The organism is Stenotrophomonas sp. PUT21 (genome assembly GCF_052232875.1).
Lineage (GTDB): Bacteria > Pseudomonadota > Gammaproteobacteria > Xanthomonadales > Xanthomonadaceae > Stenotrophomonas > Stenotrophomonas maltophilia_N.
This window is the reverse complement of record NZ_CP197645.1, coordinates 2208225-2230036: the sequence shown is the minus strand read 5'-3', so window position 1 is coordinate 2230036 and position 21812 is coordinate 2208225. Positions and strand designations below refer to the sequence as shown.

The following is a 21812-nucleotide window of genomic DNA, read 5'->3' as shown; positions in this document are numbered from 1 at the left end:
CGACTGTCTACAAAACCCTGGGCGATTCATTGTGTGCCAAGAACCCGGTCCAGATCTGTCCCAACAAGAAGCAGATCAGTAATAGGAACAGGACTATCGATAATCCGTTTCTTTTCCACATGGCCAGTAGTGCCTAATGTTGTGCGTCTGCCAGACCGTGGGGAGGTTTGGAGCCGATGGAACAGGGGGCTGAACGAAAAGGCGACACCTCAGCGTCGCCTTTTTTCTAATCAACCTGCAAAGCCTGGCGTTCCTCCAGAGCTGCCAACGTCACCGAAGTTCGGCTGGGTGCTTCCCGACGGATCGGGAGCACTCCCCGACCCGGTTCCGCTGCCCTTGACGCCCTGGCCAGGGCTAGGGCGGTCCCCAATTGAGCGCTGAGCGTCGGAGGAGTCCGAGGTGCTGTCGTCCACCGGGGGTTTGGCGGGCACAAATGGTGAAATGGGGTCACTCGCCGGGAACGTTTCTTCCAGTGCTTCTTCATGGTTGCGTTGCGTGCGCGCCTCTCGGGCTCGTTGCTCCGCGGGCGACTCGTTGGCGTTGTTTTCCCCCGGAAGGGGTGGGTCTTTCTGATCTCTTTCCATGACTGACTCCAAAAGGGGGCAGACAAAAAATCGCCATCGCAGCATTGCGACGGCGTCCAGAACTATGCGACTGCTGCAGCATTGCCACCGGACTGGGCCAACAGGGTGAGCTTCTCGTCGGTGGCCTTCTCTTCTTCAAGTGTCTCTAGAAGAAGCGGAACAGCGGCCTTGTAACCCAACTGCTTGGCCAAGGCTGCGATGGTCCCGTAGGAGGCAATTTCGTAATGTTCGACCTTCTGCGCCCCACCGATCAACGCAGCGTCACGGACTGGTCCCTCTTCGATGCTGTCGATCGCCTCTTTGCCCTCCTCTACCAATCCCTCCATCGCGGCGCATTTGATGCGCTTGAGCCGGATTCCCAGAAGTTCGACAACCCGGTCGATGCGCTCGATCTGGCCTTGGGTTTCCTCCAAATGGGTCTCGAAAGCGGTGGCGAGTTCTGGGTTGGACGCAGCCCGGGCCAAGCGAGGCAGAGCTTTGGTGAGCTGTTTTTCAGCGCTGTAGATGTCAGACAGCTCGTGGATGAAGAGGTCTTCGGCAGTCTTGATCGCCATGTCTGCGTTCCTACGGATGGGTGGGTGTTAGACGCTATGCTTCGTGGTGTTAGTTTTCATCTGGTTATCGTGAAGCTGGGCTACACACCAGCCGGCTCCTCCGTTTCTTCATCGCAGGCCCCGGGCATGCATCGGTCCTTCTTGGCCTTCAAGTGCGCGGCGGTCTTAGCGAGCTGTTCGTAACGCAGGCGGATCTCTTCCAGCCGGTCCTGATCCATTTGTTCAAGGTTGAGCAGTTCGTCATTGGCGTTATGAGTGACGCGAATCAACTCGTCGAGTTTGATGTGAATTGCTGCGGTGTCGGCGTTTTGGGTGTGTTGTATCAGGAACACCATCAGGAAGGTGACGATCGTCGTGCCCGTATTGATGACCAACTGCCAAGTGTTGTTGAAACGAAACAGCGGGCCGCTTCCTGCCCAGACGATGACAACGCCCAAAGCAGCGACAAAGGCGCTCAGCGAACCAGAAGCCTTGGAAACGCTGCAGGCGATCCGGCTAAAAAAGACGTTTCCCATAGTGCTCATTCATCGGCTGTGGTGGCAGGACCATAGGAGTTCGGTCGTCTTCGCGCAGTGAGCACGGCGGCAAGGAAAAGGGAACAATCTAAATGGTTCAGCTTGGGTGAAGTAGGTCACGGATTTGAGTCTTCCATCTCCAACTTAAGGAAATTTTTACAACGTTATCGCTCGTTTGTGACGCCCTTGGAACGAACCTTTTATTCCTAAACGAAATGAGGGCCGGGCCATGAATCCTGCCATCGTGCGTCGGTTAGAGATTTGGGCATCAATGAAGGGATTTCGCCGTCTTACCGTTGGCCAGGCCGCAGAGCATCTGCAGGAATTAGTGCCTGGATACCCAAGCCTGGGGGACGGGCCCTCGGTGGTTTCAGCCGACGGCTGCCGCTGGTTCGAGCATGAGATGGAGGCGGTGGCAGATGCCGTTTTCCAGGTTGCGAGCTGTTCAAGCGACTTGGAGGAGACGCTCGAAGGCGATGATTGGGACGTGGATCGGGACAGTGAGGGAAGGTGGTCCGTCCCAGCCGTCTGCAGGCGGGAGTTGGCGGGCAGACGCCCCCGTTTACCGCCCTCGTTACAAGGTTGGTTTCTGCGCTGAGACGCCCTCAATAGACGGTTCACGGGGCGGCGACGACACAGACGATACAAGGGAAAGCGGCCGAATCACGGCCAAAAAGGATCGTTATGGCTAGGCCTATCTGGAGTGGATCTTTGTCGTTTGGTCTCTTGAACATCCCGGTCTCGCTGATGTCGGGGGAGCGCCGCACTGATCTGAGCTTCCGGATGCTGGACTCCCGAGACAAGAAGCCGATTCGGTTTGAGCGGGTGAATGCGGACACGGGGGAGGAGGTGCCGTGGAAGGACATTGTTAAGGCCTTCGAGTATGACAAGGGCAGTTACGTCGTCGTCGAGAGGGAAGACATCGCTGCGGCCGCTCCAGAGACCCACGAGTCCGTCGATGTAGAGGCGTTCGTCGATGCATCCAGCATTGGTCTGCGTTTCTTTGAGAAGCCATACATCCTGGTTCCTGGAAAGAAGGCGGAAAAGGGCTATGTGTTGCTCCGGGAGACGCTGAGAGAAACCGGAAAGGTTGGCATCGCCCGAGTGGTGATCCGCACCCGCGAATACCTGTGTACGGTGATGCCTGAAGGGGACGCTTTGGTCCTGATTCTGCTTCGGTATCCGCAGGAATTAGTAGCGCCCGATGACTACAAGCTTCCGGCTGGGCAGACTGGCGACTATAGGATCGCGCCGAAGGAAATGGAGATGGCCAAGCAGTTGATCAACTCTATGACCAGCGAGTGGGCACCTGACAGCTATCACGACGAGTTCCGCGAGAGGCTATCTGCGATCATTCAAAAGCGAGTAAAAGATGTCGGTGCCACCACAAAGTTTGAAGAGCCCGTGCATCCAGAGGATGCTGCCACGAACGTGGTCGACTTCATGTCTCTCTTGCAGAAGAGCTTGGAGACAAATAAGCGCACCCCTGCCAAAAGCCTGCCGGTGAAAACGGCCTCCAAGTCCCAGGCGAGGTCGGGCAAGGAGAAGGAGAAGGTTGCACCGGCAAAAAGGGCGTCGAAGAAGGTCTCACCCAAGACAGAAGCCACCAAAAAGGCGCCCGCCAAGAGGACGCGCAAGTCTGCCTGAGCGGCGAGAAAGGCGCCCGCCAAGAGGACGCGCAAGTCTGCCTGAGCGGCGAGAGCGAAGTAGGGCAAGCCGCTAGCGTGACGCAGCTTCTGGGCAGACGCGCGGAGAACCTAGCGGCGCGAAGAGGCGTGAAGAGATAGACAAGGCCGGTTCACGGTGACCCCACGGAGGCGGGGCTAGAAACGGTCTACCTGCCAAGGAGTTACAGCGCCATGAGCGACGACAAAAAGAAGACTGGAACGCCCGATCGTGACCGGATCAATGTCAACGAAGACTACGAGGTCCAGTATTGGACCAAGGCGTTGGGCATCACGGCTGCTCAGCTCAAAGAGGCGGTCAAGGCCGTCGGTCCCACATCGGCTGCGGTTCGTAAGCACCTGGGCAAGTGACGGGCGCGGGGCATGTCCCTCACCGAATACCGGCGCAAACGGAGCTTTAGCAGGACAAAGGAGCCCGAGCCTGGAAAGGTGCTGCCAGCGGGGCAGCGGGCCATCTTTGTCGTGCAATTGCACCACGCCAGCCGGCGCCACTACGACTTTCGTCTACAGGTCGGTGACGCTCTCAAGAGTTGGGCTGTGCCCAAAGGGCCAAGCTACGACCCGAAGGTCAAGCGGATGGCTGTCGAGGTGGAAGACCATCCCGTTGACTACGCTGGTTTCGAGGGCGAGATCCCCAAAGGCGAGTATGGCGGCGGTCATGTTGCTCAGTTCGATCACGGGGTGTGGGCTACGGAAGGAGATCCGGAGACCCAGCTTGCCAAAGGGCACCTGCGCTTTGAATTGTTCGGAGCCAAGCTTAAGGGGGGATGGCACTTGGTCCGCTCCGGCAAGCCGGCGCGCCAGCCGCAGTGGCTGCTCTTCAAGGAAGACGATGCCTATGCAAGCCAAGTCGACGCAGACGATCTGTTGGGAGATGTCGCCCCGCCCCCCGCTGAAGACCTTAAGCGGGCCGGCAGCGGGAAGGCCGACAAAAAACGCCTAAAGGCGATTCCCGTTGCAAAGGTTGCTCGACGCGTGGACTGGGCGAAGAAGGCGCTGGCGCTCACCAATAGTAAAAAGGCCGAGGCCCCGGTGGCGCCGTTCAAGCCCCAACTGGCCAAGCTGGGTGAGTCGCCACCCAAGGGAGATCAGTGGGTGCACGAGATCAAATGGGACGGCTACCGGATCCTGGCGACCGTGGCGGAAGGAGGGGTTCGCTTATGGTCGCGCAACGCGTTGGAATGGACCAGCAAGCTTCCGGAGATCCGCGACGCGATCGCTGCCTTGGGGTTGAAGTCAGGCGCGTTGGACGGGGAGCTGATTGCAGGGCGCGGGACGAAGGAAGACTTCAACTTGCTACAAGCAACCCTGTCTGGTGAACGACAGGGGGCGCTGTCGTATGCGCTCTTTGACCTTCTGCATATCGATGGCGTGGACATCGCCGACGCGCCGCTGCTGCAACGAAAGGCGCTGTTGGAGGAAGTCCTGAAGGGAACCCCGACCCATTTGGCCATGAGCTCGCACATCGTCGGCGATGGCGAGGCGGCTTACCGTCTCGCGGGGGATCAGCATTTCGAGGGCATCATCTCCAAGCGCGCCGATCGCGGCTATCACGGCGGCCGGGGTGAGGATTGGAGGAAGACCAAGCAACTTGCTAGCGATGAATTCGCGGTTGTCGGCTACACGGCGCCCAAAGGAAGCCGCACGGGTTTCGGATCGTTGCTACTGGCCAAGCCGGACCCCAAGCATGGGTGGCTTTACGCCGGGCGCGTCGGCTCCGGGTTCTCGGACGCCCTGATCGGGGAGCTGACGGCGCTGATCGGCACCGCCGGCGGGAAGAAGCCCGCGGCGTATGTGCCGACCATGGACACCGATCTGCGGGCCGCCACTTGGTTTGCGCCCCGGTTCGTGGTCGAGGTGTTTTACCGGGGCATCGGCGGGCAGCAACTGCTGCGCCAAGCGTCGCTGAAAGCCGTGCGGCCCGACAAAGACGTGGCCGATCTCAAGGACTCAGATCGGAGCGATTTCCGAGGCCGTGCGACGTCATCCAAGCCGACTCAGGGGGGCGAGAGAGGAATGACTGATCCGGTGCGGGGTATCGCCGTCAAAACTAGGGAGGGCAAGGGTGGGGGCGTTCCGGGAGAGCGTGCGCCCCCCAAGCTTTCCAGTCCCTCCAAGGTGATCTTCCCCGACATCAAGGCAACCAAGCAGGACGTGTGGGACTACTACAGCGCGGTCATGGATTATCTTTTGCCTGAGATCGTTGGGCGTCCACTGTCGATCATCCGGTGTCCAGCTGGGACTGGCAGGCCGTGCTTCTTCCAGAAGCACCACACCGCGGGGCTGGAGTTGGTGAGCTCGGTGAAACTCAAGGAAGACAGTGGAATCAATGCCCACTACCTGGTGGTCGAAGACGCCGCCAGCCTTCTGGAGCTCGTGCAGTTCAATGCCTTGGAGTTCCATCCTTGGGGCAGCCACGCCGATTCCCCCGACCGGGCCGATCGCGTGGTGTTCGATCTAGACCCCGGCCCGGACGTGCCATTCTCGGAGGTCAAGAAGGCCGCGACCGACATCCGAAAGCTGCTTCAGCAACTCGAGTTGGAGTCCTTCTTGCGGGTGTCCGGTGGCAAGGGTCTGCACGTGGTGGTGCCGTTGAATCCCGGGTGCGATTGGGATCTGACCAAGCGGTTCGCCCACGGGTTCGCGGACGCTTTGGCACAGTCCGAGCCGCACCGGTTTTTGGCGACGTCGACCAAAAGCTTGCGCAACAAACGCATATTCGTCGACTACCTGCGCAACGGCCGAGGCGCCACCGCGGTGGCGTCGTATTCCTTGCGAGGCCGGCCTGGTGCGCCCGTGGCCATGCCCATCGCGTGGAGCGAGCTGGCAAAGCTCACTCGGGCAGATACCTTCACCATGAAGGACGTTCCCCCCAAGCTCAAACGCAGGCGCAAGGACCCTTGGGAAGGCATCGAATCCATCCAACAAAATCTTGCACGGTGGGCACAGGACGACTGATCCCGCTCACCTGCTGCCGTCGCCTTTCAGGAGAAATTATCATGCGCCGATCCATCGTTTGCGCCGCCGTCGCGGTTGCACTCTCTGCGTGCGGAGGCGGCAACACAGAGTCCAGCGTCCAAGCGCCGGGGGCCGAAGAAACCGCGAAGACCCAAGCGCTGGAGACCGGCGCCGCCGTTCTGCAGGACAGGCCGCCGGTCGACGCCATCAATGCCTATCTGGACGGGTTTCATTTCTACAACGGCCAGATGAAGGTCCAAATGGAGGCCCACCACTACTGCTCCATCCTCAACGAGGATGTTATCCAGTGCACGATCTACGACGGAAATGTAAAAGATGCCAAGTTGATGGGGGTGGAATACATCATCAGCGCGAAGCTGTTTGCAGGTCTTCCTGAGCAGGAAAAAGCGCTATGGCACAGCCACGTTCAGGAGGTGAAATCGGGTCAGCTCATCGCTCCAGGGATTCCCGAGGTGGCCGAGCATGCGCTGATGGAGAAGCTCATCCACACCTATGGCAAGACCTGGCACACCTGGCACACAGACTTGGACAAAGACCTGCCACGCGGCATGCCGCAGCTGATGATGGGGTTCACTGCAGATGGGCAAGCGGACCCGGCGATGGTGGCAGCCCGGGACGCACGGCTGGGCGTCAGCAGTGAGGACAAGCGAAAGCGCCGTGCCAACATCGCCGCGCCCCCAGTCGATGCGGGGGCGGATGCATGGCAGAAGGGCAACGTTATCCAAATCGAGGACCCGAGCGCTGGCCATGGTCACACAGATAAGGAGAAAACGGATGCGCCCTCCGACGCAGAGAAGAACGCCACCTCTAGCGCGAGTTCCGGCAAGTAGCCGCAATGCTGCCGGGTCCTTCGATCGCCGCGTTGCTGGTTTGGCGGAACTCACGCGGCGCTCGCGCTGTTTTCGCAGGCGGTTGATCGCCGCAGGGCGATTCTTCAGCTTCCAGTTAACCTTCTCGGACGTGCGCCCATGAAACGGACACTCGGATACGTCGCGCTGCTCACGACACTCGCTTGGCCTGCATTGGCCCAACAGGGAGACGGGACGGATGTCCCCGCACGGGTTAACACATTCAAACCCGACAAGGTTCCCGCGACCGGCGAGCGCATTGCGGGACTGAAGGCGCCGCAGGGGTTCGAGGTGAAAGCCTTCGCGAAGGATCTTCAGAACGTCCGGATCATTGCCGTAGCGCCCAGTGGCGACATTTACGTTTCCCGCCGTGACCAAGGGGACGTGTTGCTACTGAAGGACGCCAATGAGGACGGGGTCCTGGATGAAGCCCCGCGGACTGTGGCGCACCGTCCCAGCGTCCATGGATTGGCTATCGGGGACGGCCACCTTTATATGGCCACTGCTACAGAAGTATTCCGCGCCCCCCTCAATCCCGACGGCTCCTTGGGTGCGATAGAGCGAATCATCAATGATCTGCCGGACGGTGGGCAGCATCCCAACAGAACCTTGGCGTTCGGCCCTGACGGCATGCTGTATATCAGCGTGGGATCGTCGTGCAATGCTTGCAATGAGTCCAATCCTGAACACGCAACCCTCTTGCGCGCCTCGCCGGACGGCAAGAGCCGCACGATTTTCGCCAGTGGTCTGCGCAACACCTTGGGCTTCGCTTGGGATCCGAAGACCGGCGAACTGTGGGGGATGGATCACGGCATCGATTTCCTGGGCGATGATGTTCAACCGGAGGAGCTCAACCACATTGTCAAAGGCAAGCAGTATGGTTGGCCCCACATCTGGGGAAAGAATGGGCAGAATCCGCAGAGCACGCCGCCAGGAGAAATCACGAAGGCCCAGTGGGCCCAGATGAGCGAGCCCATGGTCTTGGGCTATACGGCGCACGCGGCCCCCATGCAACTGGTCTTCTACACCGGCAGCCAGTTTCCTGCCGCCTACCGAGGCGACGCGTTCGTTACCATGCGGGGGTCATGGAATCGGAAGCCGGCCTCTGGTTATGAGGTGGTGCGGATCCGGTTCCGTAACGGGCAACCGGTGACGTTCGAGCCATTCCTGTCCGGGTTCCTGACCGATGGCGGTCAGAAGCACATCGCACGCCCGGTGGGCTTGGCTGTCACGCGGGGCGGGGCGCTCCTGGTGGGCGACGACGCCAACGGCGGGATATATCGGGTGAGCTACGGTGCAGGTAAGGCGGCAGCTGCGACCGCGACCGTCATCCCGAAGCAGTCCTTGGAAAGGCAGCTGACTGAAGGAACGGGTGTCCCCTTGGCTCTCGATCGCGTATCGCAGGCGGCGTCGTTCGGCATCCGATCGCCGGCGTTCCAAGACGGTCAGGCGCTCTCTTCTCGATTCAGCGCATATCACGAAGGGCTGTCGCCCCCGCTTGCGTGGGACGCCGTTCCGAAGGCGGTGACTTACGTGATCATCGCGGAGGATCCGGACTCTACGCCCATCAAGCCGTTCGTGCACTGGGTCGCTTGGAACATCCCCGCCTCCGTGACCAGCTTACCCGAGGGCGTCCAGGTCCAGCCCCGGCTGACCGACCCTGAGGGCGTCCTGCAGGGGGCGACCAGCCGTGGTTCTGTTGGATACTACGGTCCCAGGCCGCCGGTGGGGGATCCGCCGCACCACTATCATTTCCAAGTGCTGGCGCTGGACAGGGCGCTCGATGTTCGTCCGGGGGCGACGCGTGATGAGGTGCTTAAGGCCGTAAAGGGCCACGTTTTGGCAAAAGGCGTCGTGGTCGGCACCTATCAACAGACCGATCCGCCACTGAAGTGACACAGCGGGTGGTAGGGCAGCTGATCCCATGGACTGATAGTCCGCTGGGGTGCGCCAGTGGGAAGGGCCGGATGCGGCGGAAAAAGGCGCTTCGCGATATCATGGGAGCATGAGCAGTTCACCCCCAGATAACGAAGCGCCTAGGCTTCTTGGATTCGACGTCCCCGACTTACAGGAGAACGTGGACCAGTCCGAAGACGAGGCGATCATTGCCATGTTGGACGTGGCCCCGCATGCCGCCTGGCTTGCCCTATTTAATGACCGCTTGGACGCGTTGAAGAGCGATCTGGGGGTGGCTGGGGTGGAGGTGGAAGGTCCCTCTATCCGTTTCTACGGTTCGATTTCGGACGGCAGGAGATTGGCAACCGCCGTTGCCTCCCTAATCAACGACGTGACCTTGGACTATCGGTCCCAGTCAAGTGCAAGAAAGGTACCCTTTGAGCGGCCCGACCCGTTCTAGCGAGGTCGCCCGGGCGGAGCGCTAAGAAATGTCCGTTCCGTGTCGGCGGGAGAAGTCTTCAAACCGAAAGAGGCTGATGGCTTGGTGCTCGCCGCACTTGGGGCACTTGAGGGTCGCTCCTCCTTCTAAAGGTTCAAGCCCTTGGGCCGGAGTGGCGGTGAACGCTGCACTGCATTGGAGGCAGCGGCAGTAAACCCGGCTCAGCTCCAACAGCCGACCGTCCTGACTTCTTACGCCTTCAACATCCAGAAGGTGGAAACGACCTGTATTCGGCACTGAGGCGCTGGCTCTTTGTTGGGGCGAAGGGAGGTTGGGCGTGTGACGCGTTCTCGCGCCGCTATCTTCGCGGACCGGACGCGCTCACGACCGTAGAGAAGGGGATAATGCGGCGGACGTTCGCGTGTCAACGACGAACCGGGCGCCTTTAGCTTGAGCAGCATCATAGCGCAGGCCCCATCCATGCGAGAGGCAGATCTCCATACAGATAGCCAAGCCCAGCCCGGCGCCGGTGCTGTCACGGGGATTGGCGCGCCAGAAGCGCTTGAACAGCAGTGACTGGTGCGCCGGCGTCACGCCGGGGCCATCGTCCTGCACGCTCAAACCCGCGGGGAACACGTCAACGCGCACCTGGCCGCCCGCGGCCGCATGGTGGATGGCGTTCTCAATCAGATTCTTGGCCAGCACGAACACCGCCGACGCATCTGCCGGCAGAAGCACGTCGCCGGCCTGGTCGTGCACATCGACGCTCACCGAGCGTTGCGCGGACACGCGAACCAGGTAGTCGGCCGCATCCTGGATGATCTGCGCAAGGCGAACCGGCGCGAAGGTGTAGTTGTGTGCCTCGCTCACTTCGGCAAGGTGCAGCAGCTGATGAATCTGGCGCGCCATATGCCCGGCGTCCTGCAGCAGCACCTCCCTGTTGGTTGCGCTGCTCAGTTCAATTTCGGCCGTCAACAGCGACAGCGGTGTTTTCAGTTCGTGCGCCGCCGATGCCAGGAACTCCTGTTGCACGCGGAAGCCGTTCTCCAGGCGGGCGAGGGCGGCATTGAAGGCATCGAGCAATGGAGCAACCTCCGTGGGAAGCCCCTGGCCCCGGAGGCGGGTGCCTAGGCTTCTCGGGTTAACCTGCGCAGCGATCGCTGAGACCTCGCGGAGAGGAGCGATCATTCGCCTGATGGTCCAATATACGACGATTGCGAAGGTCAACAGCGCCAACAGCAGCGTGACCAATCCCGCCCTGAGGTAGAGCGTGCCAGCGTAGTCACTGAGTGTAAGCACCAGCCGATCACTGCGCGCCACACGAACGATGTAGCGTTGGCCCTGGATTTCCACTGGCCCTTGCATGACTCGCAGGCGAATGGTCGTTCCATTGCTCGCCACCGTCATCGAGTCAAAGCTCCAGGGCAGCACTCTTAGGGCCTCCAGGGCCGGGCCGGGCGAACTTTGCAGAACAGCGGCCCCAGCGCTGTCAACGATGCAGTAGGCGGAGTCCTTGGTCATGGCGTCGTATGCATTGACGTTCTGTGGCTTCAGGTCGACGGAGAAGTTGCCTTCCGCATCTCTTCTTAGACCTTCGATCAGGTGATCAAGCTCCTCTTGCAGTTCCGTGCGGAGCAAGCGATCGGGCAGCTTTGGGGAGGTCATGGCGAGCATGACCAAAACGGCTGCCAGTGCCGCCACCAACATTGCCAGCATGGTGCCGATCATCATACGCGCGGTCAGGCTACTCGGCAGCATCAGAGGGAATCAAAGAAAAGCCCAGGTTGCGCACGTTGATGAGAGAAAGCGGGGCGTCGATCGCGGCGAGCTTTTTCCGCAGGCGATGCAAGGCGACGTCCAACGCGTTGGGGGTTACGGCGTCTGAAACGCCCCAGGCCGCCGCCTCCAGCGCGGTGCGCCGAACCACCTGTCCAGCGCCCCTCACCATCAGAATGATGAGCTGCAGCTCTGCCGGTGCCAAGCTGACCTGTTCTTGGTGGTGCCGCATGCAGCTCAGTTCGGGCAGGATCTGAAGCCCGTGGTAGCTCGGCTGAAGCTCGCGAAACTCTGCGGGACGACGCATCAGCGCCCGCACGCGCGCTGTGAGTTCTTCTATGGCAAACGGCTTGGGGAGGTAGTCGTCCGCTCCCGCGTCCAGCCCGGCCACCCGATCGTGCAGAGCGTCCTTGGCGGTCAGCATCAGGCACGGGAGCTTGCTGTCAGCCGCGCGCAATCTTCGGATCAGGTTCAAACCGTCGCCATCCGGTAACCCGCGATCCACGATGGCCAAGGCGTAGGGAAGATGAAGCAGCCCATGCCAAGCTGCCTCCAAGGTAGCGAACGTATCTACAGCGATGCCAGCAGCCCCCAGCCCTCGCTCGACCAAGTTGGCCAAGCGGGGATGGTCCTCAACCAAGGCAATTCGATTGGAAACGGCCGGGGCTGGCAAGGAGGGGGCCATGGGGGCTGAGATCTAAGTATGAACGATCAGAAGCTCCGGGAGATTCCTAAGCGCACTGCGGCGGACCCGTTCGAATCCGGTTCCAGAAGGGGGCTGTCCGCCAACTCGTTCGGCAGGAACTTGTAGTCTACGCCGCCAAGCACCCTCCATTTTTCGCCCAATGGACGGGAGAACCCCACGCTGACTTGGGGAACCAGGGCTGAGCCGGGCCGGTAGGGCGCTACGCCCCGGCTGATTTCTTCGTCCAAAGTGCCGTAGTAGTAGTTCACCAAGTCCTTGGACATCCATCGAACCCCAGCGCCAGGCACGACCGTGGTGCGCCCCCATTGCAAAGCATAACCATAGTCCACAGCAAACTCGTAACCCCCACTGGCGTCAGTTACATCAGCCAAGGCGCTGACCTTAAGCTCGCCGGCCCTTCCTCGCCAGCTCGCCGCCAAGCCGGCATCCAGCGCGTCGTCTCGGTCTTCCAGGGCAGTAGCATCCAGCCCATTGCGAGCGAGTCCGGCGCGGGAAAGGTCCTTGATGTCGAACCCATCGAAGCGGCCAGAAAGGACGGCATCAATAGAGAGGCTCTTGCGTTGGATGAGGTGGATACCTCCTGACAGTCCGCGCCAAAAGAAGCGCTGCCCATCAAAGGTCACCAAGGGAAGAGGGCGAACGCGGGTGCCTTCGCCGACATAGGGGCTGTCGCGGACAGAAACGGCGACGCCTAGGGTCCATCGGTCGTCTTGGGCATCGGCGAGTAAATCACTGCTGCTGGAGACGCCTTGGGCCATGGCAATGGTGGGGACAAGGAGCAGCGGAAGGGCTAACACGGTCTTGAGCATGCGAGTAGCGTCGTGGGGAGGCGCTACGAGCTTTGATCATCCGAACTTACAGAGAACTTACCAACGCAGGGTCCGCTGCGGTTGGTTCAGCCAGCGCCCTCCGCCGTTGACGCCCGTGAACCGCCGCAGCGACCACACGAACCGGCTACCTTGCTAATGCAAGCGGCAGCAATGGCCTGACGCAGTCCGCATTGAATGCCGAGGTTGCTGCTCGGGCAGGCGCGGCTCCCGCCGAAGGCTTCCCGCCGGTCGGACCTTGCATGGCCGAGAGCCGAGCGTTGCTGACGGCTTGATGGCGACCGCAATGCGCGCATCGGAATAGGGCACCGCCGGGCAGCTCAACCAGGGAACCCGCTCTTGAGGATGAGGTCGCCTTGCACTCGCCACACTCCATGGTGAGGGCGAGAATGCGTTCCACATCCCCCGACGAGGCATAAATCGCCTCAAAGGAGCGCACAATGAAGGATGCTGACTTGGGCATCACTGCTCCTGAACAGGGGGACTGAGCGCAGGATCTCCTCAGGCCCGTGATGGGGCTGTAGTGATGGACCTCAGCGTTCAACGCAGCGGGGGGCGGCACAGGGACGGGGCCCGTGCGGCCATACGACCCCGATCAGCAGCCCTGGACGAACGGGGGGGGCGAGCGGAAGCGACCTTTGAAGGGTAGCGGCAAGGCTGCGTCGCCGATCACTACGTCATTGCAACGCAGACCCAAACCCCTGGCCGTGCTTTGGGCACCAGATTTGAGACCTTCAGGCCAATTTTCAGGGTTTAGGCTCGGCCATCGATTTGCACTTCGTCTCGGATGGGTTTGAAGAGTGAAGTCATGTGGCATTCGTCTCCTGAAGGAGCTGCGATGAGAAAGTTCCGACCGCTTCCCTGTGCAGCCAGTGAGAGAAGACATCTGTTGCGCTTTTTCGACGTGCGGCGAGCGGACGGACCGTCCAAAACGCATACGCGTTGGCCAACTGGCCGGTGGATGGCCTAACAAGCCGCCCTCGCCGAAGATCTTCTTCCACCAGCGGGGCCAACCCCAGTGCGACGCCGTGCCCGTGGATCGCCGCTTCCTGGGCCAGATAGATGCTGGGAAACACCGGGCCAGCGTCAGCTGACACACCCTGCAGGCCAACCGCCTGCAGCCAGGCCGCCCAATCGGGAACGCCCGGTCGCCCTTCGGCGCTTTGATCATGGATAAACGCGACGTGGGCGAGATCGGCGGGCGATGCAATCGGCTTTCCGTCTTTGCGGGACGTGCCTGGGGCGCACACCGGAAACACCGGCGCGTCCATCAACTTCTCAACCTGCACGCCTGGGTATGTGCCAAGACCGTATCGGATCGCGACATCGACGTTTTCCTGGCCCACGTCGACCAGCTGATCGCTCGTGAGGACCCGCACCTGGATATCCGGGTGGGCCTCGTGGAAGCGGTGAAGCCTGGGCGCCAGCCACTTCGCGGCGAACGACTCCAGGGTGCTGACGCGCAGATGGTCGGGTTCGGCAGCCGCGCTTGGGTCCAGTGCGAGGTCGAGCATTTTGAAAATCTCAGTGAGCGACGCCGCAAGGGTGGCGCCCTGCGGGGTAAGCATCACCGCCCGATGGCCGCGCTCGAAGAGCTCGGTGTCCAGATAGGCCTCGAGGCGTTTGACCTGGTGGCTTACCGCGGCCGGTGTGACAAACAGCTGGGTGGCCGCCTTCTGAAAGCTGAGGAATCGTGCAGCTGCCTCAAACGCCTTTAAGGCGTTCAGGGGAGGGGCGTGGCGCGGCTTCATCTGACGCTCCTACCAGCAGGGATGAACGATCTTATCAGGTTACTTTTACTAATCTGAAGGCGAAATCTTCTCGCTTGTCGGTGCCTGTTCGCTCGTCAATCATGGCGGCCACCATTCAAGGGAAGCCGCCATGCAGCTGAAACCGTTGGGCCCGGACGTGTTCTTGTGCCTTGGTGAGGACTACCACTCCGTTGCGACGGTTTTCGTCGATGGCAACCATGTGCTGCTGGTGGATTCACTGGGAAGCGCAGCGGATGCGGCGGCGTTGCGCGTGCTGATCTGCGACGAGCTGGGGAAAACGGTCCGCGTCATCGTATCCACCCATTTCATGAGCGATCACGTCGCGGGGCTTTCGACCTTTCCCGACGCCCTGGCCATCGCGCATCGCAATTACCGGCAAACCTTCCTGTCACAGAACCGCCGTATCGACGCGTTCTACCGCGAACCGCAGGTGGTGTTCGACAGCGCGATGCGCATCCGCTGGGGCCGCCATGAGCTCCGGCTGCTGCACAACCCCGGCAAGACGATGGATCACATCAGCGTGGATGTTCCCACCGCCGACTTGGTCTGCATTGGCGACAACATCGTGGGGAACATCGTCTACCTCTCCAAGTCCGACCCCGTCCAGATTCGAACGGCGATTGGCCGGGCGAAGCAGTTCGGGCGCGGCACCGTCATTGGCGGTCACATGGGGCGCTTCGACGCCGCCGTGCTCGACAACGCGCTGCACTATCTGGATCGAATTTGCCAGAACGTGGTGGCGATGCGCGCGAAAGAAAAGGGTGAATCGCTGGCGTCACGGTTGGCCGCCATTCGGATCGAGGACTGCCTCGCACCCGGCGTCGAGGCAAGCGCGTTCGAAAGGGAATGGCATCTGCGCAATCTGGAGGCCATTGAAGTCCAGGGCATCTTTGAGCTGGACACCTACCTGGCCCATTCGGCGGAGGTCGCATGAGCGGCTACTTGCCCGATGGCGCGCGGATGGGCCGCCGTGCCTTTCTTTCCGGGCTCGCCGCTGGCGCCACGGCCGCGCTTTTGCCGGTCTCCGACGCCACCGCTCGGCCCGCGTCGGAGGGCGTCCGGATTCAGCGGCTTGCCTGGGCCGGCATTCGCCTGCAGTTGCCGGACGCAAGCTTGTTCATCGATCCGCTGACCAATGCCGCAGAGTGGGGCAAAGCACTGCCGGACATCCTGGTTCCCGTTGAGGGTGGGGTGGGGGACGCCACGGTCCTGCTGACGCACGTCCACTCGGACCACTTCGACGCTGGGGCTGTGGCGCAGGCGCTCCGGAACGGTGGCAGCTTGATCTACCCCGAGGGCACGCATCCGCTTCCCGTTCCTGTGGGTGCACGGGCGCGTCCCGCACACCTTTGGGAGCCCCAGCTGCTGGGTGACTTCACTGCCACGGCGGTGCCGGCCTCGGATGGCTATGGCGACACGCAGGTTTCCTGGGTGGTATCGGCCGCGGGCCGGCGGATCTTCCATGGCGGAGACACGATGTGGCACGGTCACTGGTGGAAGATCGGTCGCCAGTTCGGGCCCTTCGACGTGGCGTTCCTGCCGATCAACGGCGCCAGGTTCGGATGGCGCAAGCCCGTCAGCGGACAGCCGGGCGTGTTGACCCCCGAGCAGGCCATCGCGGCCGCCACCGTCCTAGGCGCGCGGTCTGTCGTCCCGATCCACTACGGCGTCTCGGGAGTTGATGAGTATCAGGAAGTGGACGATCCTCTTGGCGCGCTGGTCAGGGCGGCGCGGGGAACCGCTATCGACGTCCAGTCAGTGCATCCAGGGGCGTGGGTGACGTGGCGGTAAGATCCGGCAGCAGCGTCAATGCGTCCAGCGAAAAGCCACTAACCACACGGGAACCTGCATGAAGATACTTGCCTTTGCTTTTCTCCTCGCTTCCATGTTGGCCTGCCCTCTGTCGCAAGCGGCGGAAAATTCCAGCCCGTCTCGGCCATCGCTGGATGCGCTGCAGCGCATCATTGAGTCGCAAAGTCCTGAAACAAAAGTTACTAGGCCCGACCATGACCGAATAACGACGAAACGCATCGATATTGTCGACGAGAACGGCGTCATCCGGATGACTCTTTCGGGCCGAACGCCCGCTCCGATCATCGATGGGCTTCAATACCGACGGGCGTTTAACGTCGCCGGGCTGGTGCTTTACGATGACAAAGGCAGCGAGCGGGGTGGATTCGGCACCGCCGATGTGGCCGGGGGAATGGCGGTTCTGGCCCTGGACCACCCGGCCATGGATGCCATCGGCTGGCGTGTCTCGCCGGACGGCGAGGTTGCGTTCTCGATCAACCAAGCCCCGCCGCTGCTGCGCGAACCGGCCCTCGGGAATCGCTTGGTTCCCGGGGTTAAGACGTCCACGCGTATACGAATGGTGGTGGGCGCTGATGGCACGCCGGCAATCGCCTTGAGTGACAAGGCTGACAAGCCACGTTTGCGTCTGACGGTAACCGAAGAAGGTTATGGCGCCATTGAGTTTCTCAATGCAAAAGGGGACGTGATTCACACTTTGGCGCCAGAGGCGGAGCCGGAGCTGGCAAAGGCCCAATAGGTCGAGCAGCGTAGCGTGGCCGGTGACAGACTGATTGGGGCTTGGGGTAAAGGCCGTCGGGGGACGCTGCGCCGGCTCTGGTTGGCCTTCCGCTGTAAATCCACATGACTGATGATCAGAGATCAACAGCGCTGGGCAGCTTGCCTGCCCCATCTCAACCTCGAAATGGAGATCAAGCCGTGGTCACACGCTGGAGCTGCCCAACTATTGGAGTCGAAACGAATCTGACACGCGAAGCGAAAGCTGAGTTTGGACGAACGGAACGGGCTGGGCGGGCTGGCCTGGCAAGCGGTGAGCGCGATCAACCGGCCGTTCCGTCGGTGGTGGTGATCTTTGGGAAAGGAGAGTGACATGCGCGCGCTGACACGTTGGGGTATGAGCCTGATGCTCTCTTTCGCCGCCACGCTGGCTCATGCTGCCCAGCCAGCGCAGACGGCTGCCACTCTCCTTGATCGCCTGCAGGCCGGTGACGTGAGCGCAGCTGAGGAGATGTTCACCCCGGAGATGTCCAAGGCTGTGCCGGCAGCGCAGCTACAGGACTTATGGAATTCGTTCGGCGGGCTTCAAGAGCGCGGCGCTGCGCAGGTTAGTGCGCGCGGAGACATAAGCTTGGTGACGCAGCGGCTGAGGTTCGCGGTGGGCGACATCGACACCCAAGTGGCGGTAGATGCCAGTGGCCGCGTGGCCGGTCTGAATTTCAAACCGGCGGCTGCCCAAGCGCCGCCGGCGCCGTCCGTGCCGGCCGATGCGAGCTTCAAGGAGCTGCCTTTCAACGTGGTGTCTGGCAAGGGTAACCTTCCAGGCACGTTGGCGCTGCCCAAGGGCAAAGGGCCGTTCCGCGCGGCAGTGTTGGTGCACGGCTCGGGTCCCCAAGACCGCGACGAAACCATTGGGCCGAATCGACCGTTCCTGGACGTGGCGCGCGGCCTGGCCGCGCACGGCATCGCGGTGCTCCGCTACGAAAAGCGCACCAAAGCACGTCCAGAGGAGTTCAATCGCGACAATTACACGGTGGATGACGAAACCACTGACGATGCAGTAGCTGCCGTCGCCAGCTTGGTCCAGACCACCGGCATTGATCCGCAGCACGTCTACGTAATGGGCCACAGCCAAGGGGGCATGCTGGCGCCTCGCATCGCCCAGCGCTCGGGCAAGGTGGCCGGACTGGTCATGTGGTCGGCGCCGGCCCGTTCGCTGCTCACCGTGTTGCCAGAACAGAACCGCTACCTGCTGGGCCTGGATGGCAGCATCAGCGCCGATGACCAAGCCTTCTTGGACAAGCTGGACGCGCAGATCGCCGCCGCACGCGGCACCGAGCCGGTTGCTGCCAAGGACCTGCCGCTGGGCGTGCCAGCAACCTACTGGCGCGCGTTCGAGAACATTGATCCCGTCGCCGACGCCAAGGCCTCCGCGCTCCCGATCCTGCTGCTTCAGGGAGGGCGCGACTTTCAAGTTGTGGATACCGACTGGCAGCTTTGGAAGCGCAGCCTTGCTGGACAGCGCCGAGCCAGTTTCGAGCGATATCCGGCGCTCAACCACTTAGGGATCCCGGGCGAAGGTCCGAGTTCGCTGCAGGAGTACAACACGCCCGGCGAGGTGCTTCCGCAGTTGGTCGACGATGTGGCGCGCTGGATTGAGGCGCAGCGATGAGGATTGGTGAAACGGCGATCGTGGATTTTGCCGTAGCTCGCCCACCTGCATAGCGGCTGCTGTGGTTTTGTAGGTCCCGGCGTTGGGCATGCCGGCGATGATTGCCGCTGGTATGCAATCGACGCAGCGCCACCCCCCGTGGCCACGGCTTCGCCTTGCCATTCTCGGTGCTGGCAATGTCGGGGCCCACCTAGGCTGGGGCTGCAGCTTGCCCAGCTTCCAGTCCAGGAAATTTCTGAGCGACCGAAGCAAGGCGTGCTGCTTGGCCACCGATACCGACCGCGCGCCTGCGTTCGGCTGTGAAATGGCACCGCTCTGCCACTTTCTCTTTGGCCCCTCTCCCTACCCACGTCGCGGCTCACTTGCATCCGGTCAATGAATCAGTCGGCAAGTTAGATGGTGCACGGATGAGCTCAACGTAAACTGACGGGCGATGATTCTGAGCGGTCCGTGGCAGGAGACACACGGGCAAATTCGTTTGAGGCGGGGAGGCGCATCGGGAAGAGGCGGGCCCATCCAAGCAATAGAAGGCCCAGCAGTTGATACCACCTTGTGTCGAGCTCAGCGCGATTCGATTTCTTGGCTACGCGGCCAGTGGGCACCCGCAGTTCAGGGTCGGGCTCTCGGAAAGCGGGCGGGCCGCCCTACGCGCTTTTTCCATCAATCGCGTGGGCTCGTGGATTCATTTGGACTTGGACGGCGCTCGTCTGACATCGGCGTTCATTGGTCCCGCGTTGGATCTTCAGGAATTCACTGTTAGCGTCGATCGGCCTGAGCTGTCGGCCAAACTCCACGCGATCGCGCAAGGGTTGGTTACCCTTCCCTGGCTGATTTTGGGGGGATAAAAGCGCGTGGAACTTGCTCTTGGGCAGGTTCCCTCATTTTAAGGTGCGATATCGCCTGCACGCTCTGCAATGGGGCGCACCTGTTGGACGAGGGTAAGCAGTGTCTTGCCCGGCTCTTCAATCATGACCTCGTGCGCCGACTGTTCAAACCAGATAATTTGCTTTTCCGGGGCCGTAAGATTATCGGCCCATTCGGCGGCCAGTTCCGAAGAAACATTGTGGTCATGCCGGCCTAGGAACAGGAACACGGGAGTGTCGACGCGTCGCACCGAAGACATGTCCAGCGATAAGACCTCTGACAACAAATGTTCCATCGAGAAATCGTTACCGTTCCAGACCGCCGCCACGTCGGCATCGGAATACTCTGGCGAGAGCTTTATTGCTGCAGCTTCCGCGTCGCCGCCACGGCGATTATGAACCATGCCGCCGTAGTAATTAAGCCACTTGCGCTGTTTGAAGAGACTTTGCAAGGGCACCGGGGCAGTGCCCTTGGCATACGGGGCTAACTCTTGGAGCTCGGCCACCGCTTTCGCATTGCCGTCTTCCTGCGCTTGTTGAAGGGTCCATGCCCACCCGCGCCGCTCGCTCTCCGGGGCATTGGATATCTGTCCGATACCGATGTAGGCATGCAGCCACTCAGGATGGCGCTGTGCAACCTCCAAGCCGAGGTAGCTGCCCCAAGAGTGGCCCAGCAGGAAGATCTTCTCCTTTCCGAACTCCCGCCGTAGCCATGCAACCATCTCCTCCGAGTCGGCGACCATCTGCTCGCGCGTCATCGAGGGTGCTATCACGGACGGCTCGTTAGCGGCGTAAGTCTTGCCGGCGCCCCGCTGGTCCCACTGGACGACCGTGAAATACTCCTCCCAGCCGCGTTGAAAATACCAACTGGTGGGCATTGATACCCAGCCTGGCCCGCCGTGGAGCATGAGAAGCACTGGATTGCGGCGATCCGACCCGCGGATCGATACCCACTGGTCGATGCCGCCAATACGGACTTTCTCCAGCCGCTCCAGGCCTTCGTCCGCAACCACCCGGCGGATCTCCGCGACCACTTTTACGGCATCGCTACGGCTTTGAGGCCAAGGGGCGGCGGATGAGTCGAGACTCGCAAGCCCGGCGACTGTCAGAGTGAGGAGCCAGAGGATTCGATTGCTCATTGGAATGGAAGAGCGTTTGGGAACAGAGCCGAGTATTGTGACGCAATAGATGATGCCATAGAAGCGAGCTTGGCCGGATTGGCTTAGGACACGCGCTGGATCAGCCTCGTGCGCGCGGTCAGGAGCTGCAGAACCCTGCCAGAACGTTTGGGTATTTAGATTGATTCCAGTGGTCTTCCATGGAGATCGCTCCATCGGCGTGGGCCGCTGGACGATGACTGATTGATTTAGTCCAGTGGCCGGATCACCGGGTGACCGCCTCGTTGAATCAATCTGCGAACGAGGGGCGAGTGCCCGTTCGCGTGAGCCGCTCGCGCAACGGAGGTAGTGGCGGGTAATGGCAGCCGCGGGAGCCGGACGGCACGGATTGGAAGGGCCTCAGACAGCTGGTGGACTACGCGAGTCCCACCGCCGCCGCTGGGTACGGCCGCGGAACCGGACACACCTGCCCACCATTGCGGCGGCGAAAGCCGATCTCTTCTTTTTGGGATCTGTCGCCCGACAGGTATAGGATGGATGAGAGACTCGGCTGATCACGCCGGAGAAGGAGAGATCCATGGAAATGTTCCCACGAGCAATAGCCGAAGGGCTGGGAAAACTCTATGTGACCCTCCCGGAATTCCGAGACGCATTCCGACAAATGTGCCGGGCGGTTGATCGGCTGCCGAGCGACATCACTGATCGCGCGAGGGCGCTGGACTATCCCCAGCTGCACAACGCCTGCATTCGGGGCGACGTTGAGCTCGTCGACGCGCTGCTAAATGCCGGTGTTGGCCCCAACAGTTACCCTTTTACCGAGGACGAGGGGGATGAGCCTCCCTTGGTTTGGTTGGCGATGGCCGAAGAAATGGAGGCTCAAAACAAGATCGCGGTTGCCTCTGTTCTTGTTCGTTACGGGGCTGACGTAGAGGAAGGTGACCCCCTTGCCTTGGCAAAACAGTTGGGCGACTCGATGTTCGCCCACTACCTTGAACAGCTCGGAGCGCACTAGTCGGGAGAAGGCCAATGCCGAGGTGGCACAGGACCTAGCC

General features: G+C 61.3%; 19 protein-coding genes and 1 pseudogene. 12 read left to right on the top strand and 8 right to left on the bottom strand.

Annotation, left to right across the window (positions count from 1 at the left end; genetic code table 11):
- Positions 1 to 7: 7 nt before the first annotated feature.
- The 3 genes from ACTT2I_RS10275 to ACTT2I_RS10265 all read right to left on the bottom strand — a co-directional run bounded on the left by ACTT2I_RS10275 (position 8) and on the right by ACTT2I_RS10265 (position 1653).
- Positions 8 to 121 carry a DUF6766 family protein gene (locus ACTT2I_RS10275; protein WP_443096631.1) on the bottom strand — a complete coding sequence of 38 codons (114 nt, stop codon included), beginning with the start codon at positions 119 to 121 and terminating at the stop codon, positions 8 to 10.
- A 525-nt stretch (positions 122 to 646) separates the two neighbouring features.
- The gene (locus ACTT2I_RS10270; protein ID WP_088434343.1) at positions 647 to 1138 is read right to left on the bottom strand and encodes a YciE/YciF ferroxidase family protein; all 492 of its coding nucleotides are present in this window, start codon (positions 1136 to 1138) and stop codon (positions 647 to 649) included.
- An 80-nt stretch (positions 1139 to 1218) separates the two neighbouring features.
- Positions 1219 to 1653: a low affinity iron permease family protein gene (locus ACTT2I_RS10265; RefSeq protein WP_421100728.1), complete on the bottom strand. Its 435-nt coding sequence runs from the start codon at positions 1651 to 1653 to the stop codon at positions 1219 to 1221.
- A 684-nt stretch (positions 1654 to 2337) separates the two neighbouring features.
- On the opposite strand from ACTT2I_RS10265, the gene ku reads away from it, so the two are divergent.
- The 7 genes and pseudogenes from ku to ACTT2I_RS10230 all read left to right on the top strand — a co-directional run bounded on the left by ku (position 2338) and on the right by ACTT2I_RS10230 (position 9521).
- Entirely contained in the window at positions 2338 to 3300 is a 963-nt protein-coding gene (gene ku, locus ACTT2I_RS10260) for a non-homologous end joining protein Ku (protein WP_421100727.1), read from the top strand.
- Positions 3301 to 3512: 212 nt separating this feature from the next.
- Entirely contained in the window at positions 3513 to 3689 is a 177-nt protein-coding gene (locus ACTT2I_RS10255) for a DUF3606 domain-containing protein (protein ID WP_088434045.1), read from the top strand.
- 12 nt (positions 3690 to 3701) lie between these two features.
- Positions 3702 to 4115: pseudogene (locus ACTT2I_RS10250) on the top strand (DNA polymerase ligase N-terminal domain-containing protein); the annotation flags it as partial.
- A gap of 198 nt (positions 4116 to 4313) precedes the next feature.
- On the top strand, positions 4314 to 6296 hold the full coding sequence (gene ligD, locus ACTT2I_RS10245; RefSeq protein ID WP_421100736.1) for a DNA ligase D: 1983 nt from the start codon (positions 4314 to 4316) through the stop codon (positions 6294 to 6296).
- 41 nt (positions 6297 to 6337) lie between these two features.
- Positions 6338 to 7147, top strand: coding sequence for an OBAP family protein (locus ACTT2I_RS10240; RefSeq protein WP_421100726.1), 810 nt, complete (start codon positions 6338 to 6340; stop codon positions 7145 to 7147).
- A gap of 138 nt (positions 7148 to 7285) precedes the next feature.
- A complete protein-coding gene (locus ACTT2I_RS10235) occupies positions 7286 to 9061 on the top strand; it encodes a YbhB/YbcL family Raf kinase inhibitor-like protein (protein WP_421100725.1) in 1776 nt (591 codons plus the stop codon).
- A 181-nt stretch (positions 9062 to 9242) separates the two neighbouring features.
- On the top strand, positions 9243 to 9521 hold the full coding sequence (locus ACTT2I_RS10230) for a hypothetical protein (RefSeq protein WP_253247729.1): 279 nt from the start codon (positions 9243 to 9245) through the stop codon (positions 9519 to 9521).
- A 360-nt stretch (positions 9522 to 9881) separates the two neighbouring features.
- On the opposite strand, the gene ACTT2I_RS10225 is transcribed toward ACTT2I_RS10230, so the two are convergent.
- The 4 genes from ACTT2I_RS10225 to gcvA form a co-directional block, all read right to left on the bottom strand.
- Entirely contained in the window at positions 9882 to 11258 is a 1377-nt protein-coding gene (locus ACTT2I_RS10225) for a sensor histidine kinase (protein ID WP_443096630.1), read from the bottom strand.
- Positions 11245 to 11961 carry a response regulator transcription factor gene (locus ACTT2I_RS10220; protein ID WP_421100723.1) on the bottom strand — a complete coding sequence of 239 codons (717 nt, stop codon included), beginning with the start codon at positions 11959 to 11961 and terminating at the stop codon, positions 11245 to 11247. Before ACTT2I_RS10220 ends, ACTT2I_RS10225 begins: the two co-directional genes overlap by 14 nt.
- A gap of 26 nt (positions 11962 to 11987) precedes the next feature.
- Positions 11988 to 12791: a MipA/OmpV family protein gene (locus tag ACTT2I_RS10215; RefSeq protein WP_421100722.1), complete on the bottom strand. Its 804-nt coding sequence runs from the start codon at positions 12789 to 12791 to the stop codon at positions 11988 to 11990.
- A gap of 824 nt (positions 12792 to 13615) precedes the next feature.
- Positions 13616 to 14560, bottom strand: a complete 945-nt coding sequence (gcvA, locus tag ACTT2I_RS10210) for a transcriptional regulator GcvA (RefSeq protein ID WP_421100721.1) — start codon at positions 14558 to 14560, stop codon at positions 13616 to 13618.
- A 130-nt stretch (positions 14561 to 14690) separates the two neighbouring features.
- Here gcvA and ACTT2I_RS10205 point away from each other — a divergent pair, with 130 nt between their 5' ends.
- From ACTT2I_RS10205 to ACTT2I_RS10190, 4 genes are all read left to right on the top strand, one after another.
- The gene (locus tag ACTT2I_RS10205) at positions 14691 to 15515 is read left to right on the top strand and encodes an MBL fold metallo-hydrolase (RefSeq protein WP_421100720.1); all 825 of its coding nucleotides are present in this window, start codon (positions 14691 to 14693) and stop codon (positions 15513 to 15515) included.
- Positions 15512 to 16372 carry an MBL fold metallo-hydrolase gene (locus tag ACTT2I_RS10200; RefSeq protein ID WP_421100719.1) on the top strand — a complete coding sequence of 287 codons (861 nt, stop codon included), beginning with the start codon at positions 15512 to 15514 and terminating at the stop codon, positions 16370 to 16372. Before ACTT2I_RS10205 ends, ACTT2I_RS10200 begins: the two co-directional genes overlap by 4 nt.
- Before the next feature lie 58 nt (positions 16373 to 16430).
- Complete coding sequence (locus ACTT2I_RS10195; protein ID WP_088434056.1) at positions 16431 to 17129, top strand: hypothetical protein; 699 nt, start codon at positions 16431 to 16433, stop codon at positions 17127 to 17129.
- Positions 17130 to 17480: 351 nt separating this feature from the next.
- Positions 17481 to 18779 (top strand): alpha/beta hydrolase, encoded by a 1299-nt coding sequence (locus tag ACTT2I_RS10190; RefSeq protein ID WP_421100718.1) that lies wholly within the window; start codon positions 17481 to 17483, stop codon positions 18777 to 18779.
- A gap of 883 nt (positions 18780 to 19662) precedes the next feature.
- Here the strand turns inward: ACTT2I_RS10190 and ACTT2I_RS10185 are convergent.
- Positions 19663 to 20781: an alpha/beta fold hydrolase gene (locus ACTT2I_RS10185; RefSeq protein WP_421100717.1), complete on the bottom strand. Its 1119-nt coding sequence runs from the start codon at positions 20779 to 20781 to the stop codon at positions 19663 to 19665.
- A 556-nt stretch (positions 20782 to 21337) separates the two neighbouring features.
- On the opposite strand from ACTT2I_RS10185, the gene ACTT2I_RS10180 reads away from it, so the two are divergent.
- Positions 21338 to 21772, top strand: coding sequence for a hypothetical protein (locus ACTT2I_RS10180; RefSeq protein WP_421100716.1), 435 nt, complete (start codon positions 21338 to 21340; stop codon positions 21770 to 21772).
- Positions 21773 to 21812: the final 40 nt, after the last annotated feature.

Excerpts from the sequence above, each read along its gene's own strand:
- ACTT2I_RS10275 (WP_443096631.1), bottom strand. The coding sequence starts at position 121 with ATGTGGAAAAGAAACGGATTATCGATAGTCCTGTTCCTATTACTGATC.
- ACTT2I_RS10270 (WP_088434343.1), bottom strand. The coding sequence starts at position 1,138 with ATGGCGATCAAGACTGCCGAAGACCTCTTCATCCACGAGCTGTCTGAC.
- ACTT2I_RS10265 (WP_421100728.1), bottom strand. The coding sequence starts at position 1,653 with ATGGGAAACGTCTTTTTTAGCCGGATCGCCTGCAGCGTTTCCAAGGCT.
- ku (WP_421100727.1), top strand. The coding sequence starts at position 2,338 with ATGGCTAGGCCTATCTGGAGTGGATCTTTGTCGTTTGGTCTCTTGAAC.
- ACTT2I_RS10255 (WP_088434045.1), top strand. The coding sequence starts at position 3,513 with ATGAGCGACGACAAAAAGAAGACTGGAACGCCCGATCGTGACCGGATC.
- ACTT2I_RS10240 (WP_421100726.1), top strand. The coding sequence starts at position 6,338 with ATGCGCCGATCCATCGTTTGCGCCGCCGTCGCGGTTGCACTCTCTGCG.
- ACTT2I_RS10235 (WP_421100725.1), top strand. The coding sequence starts at position 7,286 with ATGAAACGGACACTCGGATACGTCGCGCTGCTCACGACACTCGCTTGG.
- ACTT2I_RS10225 (WP_443096630.1), bottom strand. The coding sequence starts at position 11,258 with ATGCTGCCGAGTAGCCTGACCGCGCGTATGATGATCGGCACCATGCTG.
- ACTT2I_RS10220 (WP_421100723.1), bottom strand. The coding sequence starts at position 11,961 with ATGGCCCCCTCCTTGCCAGCCCCGGCCGTTTCCAATCGAATTGCCTTG.
- ACTT2I_RS10215 (WP_421100722.1), bottom strand. The coding sequence starts at position 12,791 with ATGCTCAAGACCGTGTTAGCCCTTCCGCTGCTCCTTGTCCCCACCATT.
- gcvA (WP_421100721.1), bottom strand. The coding sequence starts at position 14,560 with ATGAAGCCGCGCCACGCCCCTCCCCTGAACGCCTTAAAGGCGTTTGAG.
- ACTT2I_RS10205 (WP_421100720.1), top strand. The coding sequence starts at position 14,691 with ATGCAGCTGAAACCGTTGGGCCCGGACGTGTTCTTGTGCCTTGGTGAG.
- ACTT2I_RS10200 (WP_421100719.1), top strand. The coding sequence starts at position 15,512 with ATGAGCGGCTACTTGCCCGATGGCGCGCGGATGGGCCGCCGTGCCTTT.
- ACTT2I_RS10195 (WP_088434056.1), top strand. The coding sequence starts at position 16,431 with ATGAAGATACTTGCCTTTGCTTTTCTCCTCGCTTCCATGTTGGCCTGC.
- ACTT2I_RS10190 (WP_421100718.1), top strand. The coding sequence starts at position 17,481 with ATGCGCGCGCTGACACGTTGGGGTATGAGCCTGATGCTCTCTTTCGCC.
- ACTT2I_RS10185 (WP_421100717.1), bottom strand. The coding sequence starts at position 20,781 with ATGAGCAATCGAATCCTCTGGCTCCTCACTCTGACAGTCGCCGGGCTT.
- ACTT2I_RS10180 (WP_421100716.1), top strand. The coding sequence starts at position 21,338 with ATGGAAATGTTCCCACGAGCAATAGCCGAAGGGCTGGGAAAACTCTAT.